Below are 14,021 nucleotides of genomic sequence, written 5' to 3' on the forward strand. Positions count from 1 at the left end.
AGGCCTTCGCCCAATCCGCGAACCGCTCTCCCTAGACCCACGGCACCCCTTGAAACCGTTAACACAGTTTCCGAATCAATGTCTGATAACTATTCTAAAATTAGCGTGACAGGGTAGGCGCATCAAAGCTGATAACCTGCGGGGAGCGGGTGTAGGGGTATGCTTAGGGCACCTTACGGAGAGCTTCCTGTCGATGGTAATGCAGAGATTTAGCGACTTCTGGTCTGCTGAGAAGTCAATTACTGAGGACATATTTTTTGCCCCAAGTGCTGGACACACGGACACTTTCATCTTCGATGAAGTCGGGTTTGTGGGAGAAAATTGCGATGGCATATACGTCACGGGAGATTACAACTGTAGGACCGGAAGCATGGCAGTCAATTTCCAGATAAAGGGTGTTGGAGCTATACGCCGATATTGCCTTGGAGGGCTTGCTCACAAAGATGTGGGTAGATATCACGAACACATTATGCAGAAGGAAAGTGACGTCGCCCCTGGCAGCAATCTCCCTTTTGCGATAGACCGCCTAGATTTCGTGGAACTGACACCTAAGGTTGCATGGTTAAAGATTTGCCAAGAAGCTAAGATTGCTCACACTGCCGACTTCAAAGATCCTGAAGAATGGTGCAAATGAAAATGGACTGTTCAGCCCTAGAACGTATCGCACACACTCTTCCTCTGGTAAGAGCATGTGATGTTGTGCGTAATGGTTCCTTGCGAATGTCCACTCCGTTTACATATCCGAATGGCGACTACATAGACGTTTTCTTGGAATCCAGCAAAGGGACACTTTTCCGCACACTCTCCCTATCTGATTATGGACAGACTTCACTTTATTTGAGAAGTGCGCAGGTTCAGATGGAGGGGACCGCTCGGAAGAAAGAGATACTTCTTACAATCCTCGCTAACCTAAACGTGAAAATGAGTAACGGGGATCTTTTCGTAGATATAGAAGAGCCTGAACCGGACGATCTTACTGATGCGATTTTCAGGCTGTCTCAGGCTTGTCTGAGAATTTCCGAGTTCGCTTCTCATCAGCGCCTCCGATCCACGAATCCATTCCGTGACGACGTAGAGGGATTTTTTGAGGCTAGCGGCCTCTCCTATATACCCGATGTGAAAGTTACCGGACGGTTTAAGAACTCCGTGCCCATAGACTTCGAGGTTTTTAGCAAAGAAAAAAGGTCCTATGTTTGTGTGCTCGCTTCCATGAGTAAGACCGCGGCCCACACATCAGCAACCGAAACCTTTAGGAAGTGGTATGACATTGCTTCAACCGATAATTCATCGCATAGCCTCGTGACTGTTTACGACTCAAAATCGACGAAGCTGAAAGACTCAGATAAGCAAAGATTGCGGGATTATTCCACACTAGTAGCCTATCCATCCGACCAAGAATTTTTGAAGGCAGCTTTGGCCTCTTAGCTCTGCCTTACAGGAGCGGCCTCTGAGCGTGGTTTTCGAAAATCAAGTGGCATTCACCTTCTATGTTTCACGAACCAGCCGGGTGCCCCACATCTCGATCTTGAGATGTGGGCATTCGCGTAACGCGCGAACCGCTTTCCGTGGACTCATCGACCATCCTCACGCGAAGATGGTCTGCGACCCAACATCCAAAAACCTGTCAAGCCCCTAAACTGCAAATCACCGCGCCAATCCAGCACATTCGCGTGGCGTATTAGTTACACACCAACCGCTATAATGAATACAGAGATCCAAAGCCCTCGAATCCATCGAGGGCTTTTTTCATGCACACAGGGCTAAGTCGTTTGGATAGAAGAATTTGCCCGTAACCCTTTTAGAAAGACGTATTTACGAAAACCTAATTTTACTAAGTCGCAGATTCAGAGCAGGTTATGAGCGAATATCCCCCGGGGGGTGGGGCCGGAATAGAAGAGGAGCGACGGAACTGCAACAGCTCACAGAGAGAATCCCCTCTCGACAGCTCAAATACACGGGGAAGCTACTCCACCACCACCAGCACATCCCCGGACCCGACCGCATCGCCCACCCCAACCGTAATCTTCGCCACTCGTCCGGCCTTGGGAGACTTCAGCTCGTTCTGCATCTTCATCGCCTCGATCACGACCACCGCTTGACCCACTTCGACCTCATCTCCCACCTCAACCAGCACCCGCACCACTCGCCCCGGCATAGGAGCCTTCACTGGCCGAGGCCCATCGGTCCCAGCCCCCGCCCCACGCCTCCCCTGCAGCGACCGCGGGTCCGCAACCTCAAATCCGAACCGGCGCCCCCCAACCAAAACTCCATCGCCATCCAGAACACACCGGTACTGACGCCCATCAATCAGCAGCGACAACACACCAGCCTGCAGAAACCGGACATCCGCCATGATCGACCGCCCATCGACCAGACACTCAAAGGCTCCAGACCCCGCGCCGATCTCACCCGGAAGCTCAACCCGCCGCTTCTCTCCCTCAACCTCAAGCCAGACCGTCACAGACGCAACCCCTCCCGCCGCCCTGCCACCGCCCATCGGCTCTCCTCAGAGACAACGGGCGCAGCAGCCAACGTCTCCCGCCGCGCATACGCCGCAAACAGCGCTGCCGCCAGCGCCACAACATCCTCAGGAACCTCCTCCTCAACCGGGGCCACCCCCTCAGCCAGCAACCGCTCCAGATACCCCGTATCGATCCGGGCCGCGCGAAAATCTTCATCCATCAGGATCCGTCGAAACAGCCCGATATTGGTCTTGATCCCGCCAATCACATACTCATCCAACGCCCGCAGCATCCGGTCGATGGCCTGCTCCCGCGTCGGCGCAAACGCCACCAGCTTCGACAACATCGGATCGTAGTCGAGCGGTACATTCCACCCCTCATACACGGCGCAGTCCTCCCGGATCCCCGGCCCGCTCGGCTGAATCAGCCGCGTAATCAACCCCGGCGACGGAAAAAAATGATTCTCCGGATCCTCCGCATAGATCCTGCACTCAATCGCATGCCCGCGCAGCCGAACATCTTCCTGCGTCAACGGCAAAGGCTCACCCATCGCCACGCGAAGCTGCAGATGCACCAGATCCAACCCAGTCACCATCTCGGTCACAGGATGCTCCACCTGCAGCCGCGTATTCATCTCCAGGAAGTAGAAGTTCTCCGCATCATCCACGAGGAACTCGACCGTCCCGGCATTTACATACCCAGCCGAAAGCGCCAGACGAACCGCAGCCTCGCCCATCCTCCGCCTTAGATCCTCGCTCACCACGGCGGAAGGAGCCTCTTCGATCACCTTCTGGTGCCGTCGCTGCACCGAGCACTCGCGCTCGCCCAGATACACGCAGCTCCCATGCTCGTCCGCCATCAACTGGATCTCAATATGCCGAGGCCGCTCGATCAGCTTCTCCAGATACACCTCGCCCGACCCGAAGCTCCGCTCCGCCTCACTGCTCGCCGCCCCAAACGCAGCCGCCAGATCCTCTGCCCGCGTCACCGCCCGCATGCCCTTCCCGCCGCCTCCAGCCGCGGCCTTCAGCATCACCGGATACCCAATCCCGGCCGCCACGCGCAACGCCTCAGCCACATCGGCCAGCCCCGTCACACTTCCGGGAACCCGTGGCATCCCGGCCGCATCCGCCGCCTGCCGCGCCCTGGTCTTAGACCCCAGCACCCGCATCGCGCTAGCCGGTGGCCCGATAAACGCCACCCCCGCAGCCGTACAAGCCTCCGCGAACTCCGCATTCTCCGACAGGAACCCATATCCAGGATGCACTGCATCCGCCCCCGTCCGCCGTGCCACCTCCAGGATCAGATCCCCCCGCAGATAGCTCTCCGCCGCCGGTGCCGGCCCCAGCCGGTAGGCCTCATCTGCATGCAGCACATGCAGAGCCCCCCGGTCGGCATCCGAGTAAACCGCCACCGTGGCCACCCCCATCTCCCGGCACGCACGAATCACCCGCAGCGCTATCTCCCCGCGGTTCGCAATCAGCACTTTTTCTATCAACCGTCGCAAGCGGCCATTCTATCGCAGACGACAGCCGGATTTGCGACTCGTCGGGAACGATAGCTGTAAGCAGAAGAGGCCTCCCGTTGGGGAGGCCTCTGGTACTGCGATTGCGAGACAGCGGCTACTGCATCGAAACGCCACCCTGCGTTGCCTTTTCCTTCTTCAATTCATTTTCTCTACGAGCGCCCATGGCCTTCTGGATCCACGAATCGACCTGAGCCATATCAGCCTTGCGAGCCGCTTCATCACCGCACTCCAGATCCGCCTTACGACGATAGGTCAGTTGCAGGTACTGCATGGCGTCGTCATAGGTCGGATTCAGCTCTACTGCTTTGTTCAGATACTGCAGTCCTTCGTTCACGAGATCGGTGTTAGCGGCCTGCAGCTTCTGGCAGGCACCCTTGCTCTTCTTGGGATTACCATCGCCCTGATCGGTCAGCCCATCCGCCGCAAGAATCGTGATCGCGTTCTTATATGCCAGCGTCCAATCCACGAAACCCACCGTGTAATAAGCTTCGGGATCGTTTGGCGCAATCGCGATGACCTTTTTCTCGTACTCCTTCGCCACATCGAACTTCTTGATGTTGCGATTGATCGAGGCGATCTGTTTCAGCGCGGTCAGATCGTTGGGGTCTTTCGCCAGAACAGCATTGAACCCATCCAGAGCCTTTTGCGCGATCGCAAGATTCTCCGGCGTATCAAGATTCGGAACCACTTGATAGGAGTACGCAGTCGCCAGATACAGCTTCGCGTCTTCATAATTGGGATCGAGCGCGATTGAATTCTGGAAGTGGTTCACAGCCTCTTCGTATCGTGCGTTCTTAAATGCCTGCACTCCCTTGGTCAGCTGATCCCGAGCCTTCAGGCGATTACACCCGGTTGCAGTGATAAGCATCAGCGCCAGCAAAGCAGCCGTAACCGGAATCCGTGCGGTGAATTTCATTGGGCGAATCATCTCCTTCAAAATGGGCGCGAGTTTCTATTCCAAAGACCGGGAAAGACATATAACCAAGTTTCGGCGTTCGCTTGATTGTAATGGTATATGTCCTAGCGTGACTAGAGCAGCTTTCTTTCCCTTCCTCAGATGGGAATAACGTCGGTCTTTTGTACTACAACTATGGAGCTTCTGCATAGTTCGAACTGCTCTTTCAAGATACGATGCATTCTGGCTGCGGAGCGGCCAACCAAAAAACATAAACAAAGTGGGCTAAACTATACGCCCATCCTTCATCTTGACGATCCTATCCGCATACGAGGCAGCGTCAGCGTCATGTGTGATCATCAGAATCGTCTGGCCCAGGCGGCGGTTTAGATCCTTCATCAATTTCAATACAGCAGCCGAATTTTCACTGTCCAGATTGCCCGTAGGCTCGTCGGCCAGCAAAATCGCCGGTGAATTCACTAGTCCCCGTGCAATGGCCACCCTTTGTTGTTGTCCGCCAGAAAGAGCGCGAGGCTTGTGTTTCAACCTGTCGGTGATTCCAAGCAGCTTGAGAATCTCTTGAAATGCCGGGTCAAAAACCGTATCGCGGCCACCGATATACTGCACGATCCGGATATTGTCTTCCGCAGACAACGTCGGCAGCAGGTTGTACTTCTGAAACACAAATCCCACCGTAGTCTTGCGAAGTTCCGTCCGCTCGGCGTTCGTCATACCCGCCAGATCACGCGCATTGATTTGCACCGTGCCTGTGGTCATCGGCGTCAGACCGCCAAGAATGTGAAAGAGGGTCGACTTTCCCGAACCGGAGGCGCCAATAATCGCTACAAACTCACCCTTCCGGACCTCCAGATCGACGCCACGCAATGCATCCACGACGACATCTCCCACCTGGTAAGTCTTCGTCAGACCGCGCACTTCAATAATCGACGGCTCACTCATAGGAGAGAGCCTCTGTAACATCCTGCTTCACGGCTTTGACGCCCGGGACGATCGCACCCAGAAGCGCTCCCACCACCGCAATGCCGGTGGAGATCGGCCACCAGTCGTAGACCGTCTCCTGCGCCAGGCTCACCGACATAGCATGTTTCATCAGCCACTGCGTTCCATAGGTCAGGAGAATGCCGACCACCGAACCGAGTAGCGCCAGCAATAACGTCTCGCGAAACAGGATGTTCAAGATCAATCCCGAAGACCCGCCGACTGCCTTCAAGATCCCGATCTCCCGCGTTCGCTCCAACACCGCCGTGTACATCGCCATAAACACCACGATGAAACCCACGATCACGGCAACCCCAATCACTACCCCGATAAAGCTTTTCAGCATTCCAACATTGCTGATGGAAAGCATTGAGGTGAACTCTTCCATAGTGTAAATCTGGTACCCGTGATACTTCACTCTCAAAGCATCCACCACTGCTTGCGCGTTGTTTGGGTTATCCACCTTAACGAAGATCTGGCTTAGACGGCCTTGGTTTCCAGTCATCGCCTGAAGAATCCGCAACTTTACGCAGATGCGAGAGAGCTTACCCGATTCGAAGATTCCCACCAGTTTCCAATCATGATTGACCAGATTAAGGGTATCGCCCAGGTGTAGGTGTTTTTGTTGGGCGTAGTATTCGTCGACGATCACGTCGTTGTCGTCGACCAGCGGCCCACCTTTCAAATAACGGAACCCTCCGTTCAGTCTCTGAAAATCGTCAAGGTCGAGCCCCGTCATCGCATCGAACCCAGAGAGGGGTTGAACCATGGTCCCCATCGCAAACGTGACGTGCGGCTCCTGCATCAGCAGGGCAGGAATCTTATCGCTCATCGGAGCCGAGCTCAGTCCGATCGCTGAAGACCCCGGCGGCCGAAACCATATATCGGCGCCCACCCCACGCGCCCTTTGAGCGGATTGATCCAACGTTCCGTGGCTGACCCCAACCAACGTCAGGATCATCGTCACCTCAACGGCAATCGCAAGCACGCTCAGCAACGTGCGGACCGGTCGGTGGCCAAGATTCGCGAATATCAGCTTATTGAGCAAGATCAGATTCTAATCGAAATCTCGGCGGGCCAAATAAAGTACCGAAGGAATTCATTGAGCGACACTTCATACTCTCGCCCGCCCGCAGACAGTATTGGCGTGCTGATGCCTGAACACCAGTGATCAACCCCAGGCTTCGACTCCAGCAGCCTGCGCTGCGTCGATCACCTCTGCAATGACTCCGAAGTCCAGACCCGCATCCGCAATCAAATTCGCCGCGTCATCTGCCGTGACAGCAGTTCCGACAGCAGCGGGCCGAACTGACCCTTGTCGGCCCCAACACCATTAATGCGATAGATGACATGCGCAGACCGGAGCTCAACCTGCACCATGATCACTCGATTCGGCGCTTCGTCAACGGTACTCGCACGACCGGTCGCAGGAAGCGCGGCAGCCAATCCACGCGGCATTACCGGCACGATCACCATAAAGATGATGAGCGTCACCAGCAAGACGTCGATCAGTGGGGTTACGTCGATCTCAGAGGAAAAACCACTACCTTCCGAACTTCCAGTCGTTGAGAATGCCATGACTCATCTCCCAATGCGTTATTGGGTAAGCAAGCACTCGATCAACGTACCTTCCCGCACGTACAGAAAGCTTCAGGCGACTGGTCACCTAACCAGCCGCCTGTGCGAGAGCTTTCGTTACAGAACCTACTGTCCTGCTTCCACTCGAGGTGTAATGAGACCAATATTATCTACGCCAGCTTGATGACCGAAGTCGATAACCTCAGCAACCTTGCTGAAGTCGAGATCCTTGTCGCCTTTTACGAACATGACCTTCTCCTGCCGAGTCGCGAAGATTTCCACTAGCTTGGGCTCCAAGTCCGACTTGTTGAACGAATTATCGTTGATCTTATAAGCGGGTGCAGCCGCTCCGTTCGACAGCACCTGCACTACGATCGTACGGTCGTTGACCGGATCTTCGTGGTGCTCCTTGGGCGGCTGAGGAACCAGCGTCTCCAGGCCTCGAGGCGTTACCGGCACGATGACCATGAAGATGATCAACAGCACCAGAAGAACGTCGATCAGCGGCGTTACATTCATGTCCGACATCGCTCCGCCGGTATTTCCACCACCCATTCCCATAGCAATCTCCTCGGATACTCTTGCCGCTCCAATAAATGCGAGTTCGACACCCTACATGTCTACTTCTTGGTAGTCGCCGTTCCGCTGTCGTCTGTTCTTTCGGTCAGCAGGCCAAGCTGGCTCACACCGGCGGACCGGATTCCATCAACCGCGTCCATCACTTTACCGTAGTTGGCACGTATATCCGCGCGCATAAAGACCTCTTTGCTGGTCTTATTTTCCAGCTTCGCAGAGATCTTAGGTCCAAGATCATCGAGCGTTACCTGGTCGCCGCCCAGAAACGTCCTGCCATCGCGAGTCACAGCGACTACAACGGCGTCTTCCTTATTGGCATCTTCCATCACCACCGCGGCGTCAGCCTTCGGCAGGTCCACGTTGACCTTGTTGTTCAACATGGGAGTGATGACCATGAAGATGATCAACAACACCAGCATCACGTCCACCATCGGCGTCACGTTGATGTTGGAGTTGACCTTCTTGCCTTCCTCCCGCTTATTGATACTCATAACGTATGCTCCGTCCGGTTTGCTGTATTTGCTTTCCTGCGATGCCTGTTAGGCCTCCGGCTGCCGTTCGCTGGCGACATCCGGAGGACCTATCAGAGATATGATTCCCGCAGAGTACTGCTGATTGGCCTTACGCTTCTGGACCGAAGCCCTACCGGTGGCTCTGCTTGATGAAGTAGTCGACCAGTTCGCTCGAGCTGTTGTCCATTTCGACGTCGAAAGCCTCAACCTTACCGGTGAAGTAGTTGAACGTCATAACGGCAGGGATGGCGACGAGCAGACCGAAGGCGGTCGTTACGAGGGCCTCCGAGATACCGCCGGCGACTGCACCGATACCAGAGGTTTTCTGAGTTGCAATCTGTTGGAAGGCGTTCAAAATACCGACTACGGTACCGAACAGACCGATAAACGGCGCCGTCGAACCGATGGTGGCCAGACCGCCCAGACCGCGCTTCAGCTTGGCATGAACGATAGCCTCAGAGCGCTCAAGTGCGCGCTTGGAGCTCTCGATCTGCTCGTCGGTGATCGTACCGCCAGAACCGAAGCTGCGGAACTCCTGCAGACCAGCCGTGACAACTTCGGCGAGGTGCGACTTCTTGGAACGGTCAGCAACCTTAATCGCCTCATCGAGACGGCCGTCCTTCAACGCGCCGGCAACCTTCGGCGCAAACTCACGAGACTGCTTGCGGGCTGCAGAGAAGTAAAGAGCGCGATCGATGATCACAGCGAGCGACCAGATCGACATGATGAAAAGGAAGATGACAACGCAACGAGCCAGCCAGCCCATGTTGGACCAGAGACCCATAACACTGAAGCTGACCTGCGCCTCTTCAAAGTACAGGGCGAGGGAAGCAGGAACGTGAGCGAAGGTTGTTGCTAGATGAGCGAGAATCACTGGAATATTTCCTCCTGGTAGAACTCTAACTTTCAGAATCTTGACCCGGGAATCCCCCAAAAGTTCGACACCTTTGGGAGACCCGCGAGAGACGTTGCTGCGTGATGAGCCTTGGTTTAGCCGCCGCCAAAGTTGAAGTTGACGGTGATCTGTGTGTCCACCTCGGTCGGCTCGCCATTGAGGAAGTACGGCTTGTAGCGCCAACCTTGGACGGCCGATACAGCCGCGGACCGAAGCATCTCAGGACCGCTGACCACCTCGAGCTTTTCGATCGTACCGCTCTTCGAGATCACGGCGTGCAGAACGACAGCACCCGAGACGTGAGCAGCCCTTGCGATCGGAGGATAAACCGGATTCGACCCCGAAAGCTTGTTACCAGCCACTACGCCGCTTGAAACGCGCTGCGGACCCTTCGGAGGAGCAACTTTGACAACCGGAGTCGGCGCAGTACCGATTCCGCCCATCACTCCACCCGGGACGCCGCTGCCGCTACCCATACCCGCCATGCCAGCAACACCGGCAACCTGCGGAGGAGGTGCAGCATCTTCCTTCAGCATCTTGATATCTTTTGGAATTTTCGTAGGAGCGTGAAGACCTGCGTCGATCTCTGACACCATCTTGATCGGCTTGACGATCTGTTGCGGTGGCGGAGGGGGTGGAGGGGGAGGGGGTGGAGGCGGCGCTGTCAGCATCGCGGTCATCGCCGTCTTCGGCAAAGCCTCCGGATACAGCAGCGGAATAAGGATCATGGTTGCCAGGATCGCGCCATTGAAGATGAAGGTCCCAATCATCCAGTACTTGGACTTGGTCTTGATCTGGCCGCCGGATTCCATCAACGAGGATTCGAACATATGCAGCCTCTTTACTGTGAAGAAGAGCTATTCTCCTTTAGACACCACGTTGTTGCTTTTTGTTCCCAGCCATTTCTTTTGTTCCGGTTATTACATCGGCAGAAGAGCCAATCCCTACACCTTCGCGCGCTTACCCGCAGGTAACGTCACCGACTTGCCCTTGCTTACCCGCCAGTCCTGGTACGCCACCAGCATCGGTGCCGCCACAGCGATCGACGAGTAGGTACCAATTAGGATGCCGACAACGAGCGCAAAGGAAAACCCATGCAACACCTCACCGCCAAATAAATACAGGGAAAGCACCGTCAGAAAGGTCAGTCCCGAAGAGATAACCGTTCTGCTCAGCGTCTGATTGATGCTCCGATTGACAACATCATGCAGCGACTCCCTCCGCGAAAGCGCCAGATTCTCGCGTATGCGGTCGAAGACGACGATCGTGTCGTTCATCGAGTAACCAATCAGTGTCAGGATTGCAGCGATAACGGTAAGCGTAATCTCCTGATTCGTCAAACTAAACGCGCCAACCGTGATCAGCGTGTCATGGAACACCGCCACCACCGCCGCCACGCCATAGATCAGCTCGAATCGGAACCATAGATAAATCAACATTCCTATCAGCGAGTACAGCGTCGCCAGCCCTGCTTGTTTCCGCAACTGCATCCCAGCCACAGGCCCAACGATCTCAACCTGCTCCACCGTAAACGCGGAGTCGTGGTAGTTGGCGCTCAGGGCGCTCTCCACGCTCTGCCGCCCGGCATCATGCGACTGGTCGGTCGCCGTCGACTCTGGCAGCGCGATGATCACCTTGTTCGCCGCGTGGCCGCTGGGATCGCTGACGCGCTGAATTCGCGCATTGTGCACACCCGCGCGGTCCATCGCCTGCCGAATATGATCCTCATTCGGAGTCTGGTCAAAGGCCACGCGAACCTGCGTGCCTCCCTTGAAGTCAACCCCAAGCGGAATGTGATGCCAGAACAGCATGCTCAGCACACCGAGGACAGAAAAAATCAGGGAAAACCCAAGGAAGTACCACTTCTTCCCGAGCCAATCGATATTCGTTGTACGAAACAGTTCCAAGCTAAACCCTCAGCGGCAGCCACTGGCTCCGCAATCTCTCGAAAATCTAAATAGACAGCGCCGCGCCGCGTTCCTTCTTTTGCAGGATCGTGTCAAAGATCACGCGCGACACCAGCACCGCGGTAAACAGGTTGGCGAACAGACCGAAGGCCAGCGTCACCGCGAACCCGCGCACCGGACCCGAACCGAAGAGGAACAGGATCATCGCCGAAACGATAGTCGTCACGTGGGTATCGATGATCGTCACCCAGGCATGGGCAAACCCCTGCTGCACCGCGGCCGCAGCCGTCTTGCCAGCCCGAAGCTCTTCGCGAATGCGCTCAAAGATCAGCACATTCGAGTCCACGCCCATACCAATCGTCAGGATCACACCCGCGATTCCAGGCAGTGTCAACGTCGAGCCGGTGAAGCCCATGAACCCAAGCAGAATCACCAGGTTCAGCATCAGCGCCAGGTCCGCGTTAATCCCTGCGCCGCGGTAGTAGATCAGCATGAAGATCATGACCGCCAGCATGCCGGCAATCGCCGCGACCACGCCCTGATGAATCGAAGCAGCGCCCAGGCTCGGCCCAACCGTTCGCGTCTCGAGGTAAGAGATCGAAGCCGGCAGCGCGCCCGTGCGCAACATCAGCGACAGATCGTTCGCCTGCTGTTGCGTAAACGCACCGGTGATCTCACCGCTATCGCGAATCGCCGACTGAATTCCCGCAACCTCGCGAACCTTGTTATCCAGCACAATCGCCATCGAACCCGGCGTCGCGCTCGAAGCCGTATGCGCCTCGGTATATTTGTAGAAGCGATCCCCTGCCTCAGTCGTCAGGTTGAAGCGAATGTTCGGCCGGCCGTTCTGATCCTGTCCCGGCTGCGCATCGCGGAAGTCCGTACCCTCCACCTCGCTCACTCGCTTCAGCAGCCAGATCTGGTCCGGTGCGCCGGCAGAGCCAGTGCCATGCACCAGCATCGAATCGGGAGGAATCGCCCCACCGTTCGCCTGCAGAGCAGCCTGATCGGTCTCGTAAGGCCCACCCGTCACCGCATGAATCGACAGCTTAGCGGTCGACTGAATAATCTCTTCCACACGCGCTGGATCATCGACGCCCGGCAGCTCCACCAGGATCTGGTTCTCGCCCAGCCCGTACTTCTGAATCACCGGCTCGCTCACACCCAGCTTGTCGATGCGCTCCCGGATCGTCTCGATCGAGGTATCAAGCGTCCTCGTTTCCAGATCGCGAACCGCGCCAACCTTCATCGTCAGCGCAGAGTTTCCATCGGCCGTGGTCGCAACGTCATACGTCGAATAATCGCTCCCCTGCAGCACCGAGCGAGCATCGCTCAACTTCGCCGCCGGAATACCAGAAACGATAATCGTCTGTGGCCGCGACGGATCCGTCTTGCCTACAGTCGCTCCCACAACTCCAGCCTTCTGCAGATCGCCCTCAAGTCTCGCGACATCGCGGTCCGTAGCCGAACCGATCGCCTCAGCCACATGCACTTCGAGCACCAGGTGGGTGCCGCCCTTAAGGTCGAGCCCCAGGTGGATACGATCTTTGATCGACTGCGTGAGCCCGCCGTGGGGAATGCCCACGATGCCGAAACAGAAGATCACCAGTACCGCAACGATGAATGCCGATTTCCCGGCCAGATTCTTGCCCATGATCTTTATTGAAGGATGCAACCGCAGCGCCATGCTCCGGTACCGCCGTCGCTATCCTTGTTTCTTCCTCGTCCGTTGTTAACGGTTCAATCTCAACGTGCCTACATCTAATATTTGCTACAGTTTATTTGAAGAGTTCGTTCAGGCAGCCTGTTCGTCCGTCGTCACAGCGGCAATCGCGCTCTTGACGAACTCAAGCTTCACGCCGTCCGGCTGAACCCGCAGGATAACCAGATCATCCTTGACGGTCAGAACCGTGCCGCGAATACCGCCATTGGTAGTGACTCGATCGCCGGTCTTTAACTGCCCCAGCATCTCCTGCCATTTTTTCTGCTTCCTCTGGTTCGGCGCAATCATCAAAAAGTAAAGCACCACAAAGAACAGGATCGGCAGTGCAAGACTGCCAAGATTGCCCAGTCCGCCCATCGCACTCTGCAACCACATCGCAAACATCAATCAAAACTCCGTTCAACCACTCAATTCTTCTTAGCGGCAACCAAACCGAAAATACACGCAAGCGCGCCCAACTGCACGCAACTTCGCTCATTGTGCAAAAAGTGTGCCTAGCCCCTAAGCATCGCGTAACCGCAACACCCTGTCAAGGCGCGGCCACCGCTCATCGCTTCGCCAAACGTCGCTTCCAAGCCATCTTCACAGCCCCCTCAAGCACATCCGCGCTCACCACATCCAGCCGTACGCGGGTGGCTCCCCCGCGCCCCCACCCGCCAGGGACAGGAGAAAACACGTCCGGCGCATCCTCCACCAGACCAGCCTGCTCCTCGGGGCTGAGCTTGAGAACGCCATAGCCCTCCTTCTCAAACGCAAGAGTACAAAAGATCTTCCCTCCCACCCGGAAGTCGGGATGCCCCTGATGCGATCCTTCGGAAGCTCCCGGCAATCTCAATGCAATCCGTCGATAGTCCTGTGCGGTCATCCGCACTCTCCTCTCAAACGAGCTCTCAAAGCCTACGCCCATCCGTACGAACTTCGCGCAAACCTTTGCCGCAAGTCGGAA

At 56.1% G+C, this 14,021-nt stretch carries 16 protein-coding genes; 2 read left to right on the top strand and 14 right to left on the bottom strand.

Features of this window, described 5'->3' with window-relative positions; all coding sequences use genetic code 11:
- Nucleotides 1-193 precede the first annotated feature (193 nt).
- Both HDF12_RS01045 and HDF12_RS01050 read left to right on the top strand, forming a co-directional pair.
- Nucleotides 194-634 (top strand): hypothetical protein, encoded by a 441-nt coding sequence (locus tag HDF12_RS01045; RefSeq protein ID WP_179580530.1) that lies wholly within the window; start codon nucleotides 194-196, stop codon nucleotides 632-634.
- A gap of 86 nt (nucleotides 635-720) precedes the next feature.
- Complete coding sequence (locus HDF12_RS01050) at nucleotides 721-1,425, top strand: DUF1828 domain-containing protein (protein ID WP_179580531.1); 705 nt, start codon at nucleotides 721-723, stop codon at nucleotides 1,423-1,425.
- A 538-nt stretch (nucleotides 1,426-1,963) separates the two neighbouring features.
- Here HDF12_RS01050 and HDF12_RS01055 read toward each other — a convergent pair.
- The 14 genes from HDF12_RS01055 to HDF12_RS01120 all read right to left on the bottom strand — a co-directional run bounded on the left by HDF12_RS01055 (nucleotide 1,964) and on the right by HDF12_RS01120 (nucleotide 13,940).
- Entirely contained in the window at nucleotides 1,964-2,497 is a 534-nt protein-coding gene (locus HDF12_RS01055) for an acyl-CoA carboxylase biotin carboxyl carrier protein subunit (protein ID WP_179580532.1), read from the bottom strand.
- A complete protein-coding gene (gene accC / locus HDF12_RS01060) occupies nucleotides 2,458-3,960 on the bottom strand; it encodes an acetyl-CoA carboxylase biotin carboxylase subunit (protein ID WP_179583195.1) in 1,503 nt (500 codons plus the stop codon). Before accC ends, HDF12_RS01055 begins: the two co-directional genes overlap by 40 nt.
- Nucleotides 3,961-4,084: 124 nt before the next feature.
- On the bottom strand, nucleotides 4,085-4,906 hold the full coding sequence (locus HDF12_RS01065) for a tetratricopeptide repeat protein (protein WP_179580533.1): 822 nt from the start codon (nucleotides 4,904-4,906) through the stop codon (nucleotides 4,085-4,087).
- Between the two features lie 264 nt (nucleotides 4,907-5,170).
- Nucleotides 5,171-5,845, bottom strand: a complete 675-nt coding sequence (locus tag HDF12_RS01070; protein ID WP_179580534.1) for an ABC transporter ATP-binding protein — start codon at nucleotides 5,843-5,845, stop codon at nucleotides 5,171-5,173.
- Complete coding sequence (locus tag HDF12_RS01075; RefSeq protein WP_257025292.1) at nucleotides 5,838-6,932, bottom strand: ABC transporter permease; 1,095 nt, start codon at nucleotides 6,930-6,932, stop codon at nucleotides 5,838-5,840. The genes HDF12_RS01070 and HDF12_RS01075 overlap by 8 nt, the downstream gene beginning before the upstream one ends.
- A gap of 206 nt (nucleotides 6,933-7,138) precedes the next feature.
- Entirely contained in the window at nucleotides 7,139-7,462 is a 324-nt protein-coding gene (locus HDF12_RS01080; protein WP_179580536.1) for an ExbD/TolR family protein, read from the bottom strand.
- A gap of 126 nt (nucleotides 7,463-7,588) precedes the next feature.
- Nucleotides 7,589-8,023, bottom strand: coding sequence for an ExbD/TolR family protein (locus tag HDF12_RS01085; RefSeq protein WP_179580538.1), 435 nt, complete (start codon nucleotides 8,021-8,023; stop codon nucleotides 7,589-7,591).
- 59 nt (nucleotides 8,024-8,082) lie between these two features.
- Entirely contained in the window at nucleotides 8,083-8,529 is a 447-nt protein-coding gene (locus HDF12_RS01090) for an ExbD/TolR family protein (protein ID WP_179580540.1), read from the bottom strand.
- Between the two features lie 151 nt (nucleotides 8,530-8,680).
- Nucleotides 8,681-9,424, bottom strand: a complete 744-nt coding sequence (locus HDF12_RS01095) for a MotA/TolQ/ExbB proton channel family protein (RefSeq protein ID WP_179580542.1) — start codon at nucleotides 9,422-9,424, stop codon at nucleotides 8,681-8,683.
- A 116-nt stretch (nucleotides 9,425-9,540) separates the two neighbouring features.
- Nucleotides 9,541-10,275 (bottom strand): energy transducer TonB, encoded by a 735-nt coding sequence (locus HDF12_RS01100; RefSeq protein WP_179580544.1) that lies wholly within the window; start codon nucleotides 10,273-10,275, stop codon nucleotides 9,541-9,543.
- 114 nt (nucleotides 10,276-10,389) lie between these two features.
- Nucleotides 10,390-11,352 carry a protein translocase subunit SecF gene (gene secF / locus HDF12_RS01105; RefSeq protein ID WP_179580546.1) on the bottom strand — a complete coding sequence of 321 codons (963 nt, stop codon included), beginning with the start codon at nucleotides 11,350-11,352 and terminating at the stop codon, nucleotides 10,390-10,392.
- A 46-nt stretch (nucleotides 11,353-11,398) separates the two neighbouring features.
- Nucleotides 11,399-13,006 carry a protein translocase subunit SecD gene (secD, locus tag HDF12_RS01110; RefSeq protein ID WP_179580548.1) on the bottom strand — a complete coding sequence of 536 codons (1,608 nt, stop codon included), beginning with the start codon at nucleotides 13,004-13,006 and terminating at the stop codon, nucleotides 11,399-11,401.
- Between the two features lie 141 nt (nucleotides 13,007-13,147).
- Nucleotides 13,148-13,432, bottom strand: a complete 285-nt coding sequence (yajC, locus tag HDF12_RS01115) for a preprotein translocase subunit YajC (protein ID WP_306457985.1) — start codon at nucleotides 13,430-13,432, stop codon at nucleotides 13,148-13,150.
- 190 nt (nucleotides 13,433-13,622) lie between these two features.
- Nucleotides 13,623-13,940 carry an MmcQ/YjbR family DNA-binding protein gene (locus HDF12_RS01120; protein WP_179580552.1) on the bottom strand — a complete coding sequence of 106 codons (318 nt, stop codon included), beginning with the start codon at nucleotides 13,938-13,940 and terminating at the stop codon, nucleotides 13,623-13,625.
- Nucleotides 13,941-14,021 lie beyond the last annotated feature (81 nt).

The organism is Tunturiibacter gelidiferens (assembly GCF_013410115.1).
Lineage (GTDB): Bacteria > Acidobacteriota > Terriglobia > Terriglobales > Acidobacteriaceae > Edaphobacter > Edaphobacter gelidiferens.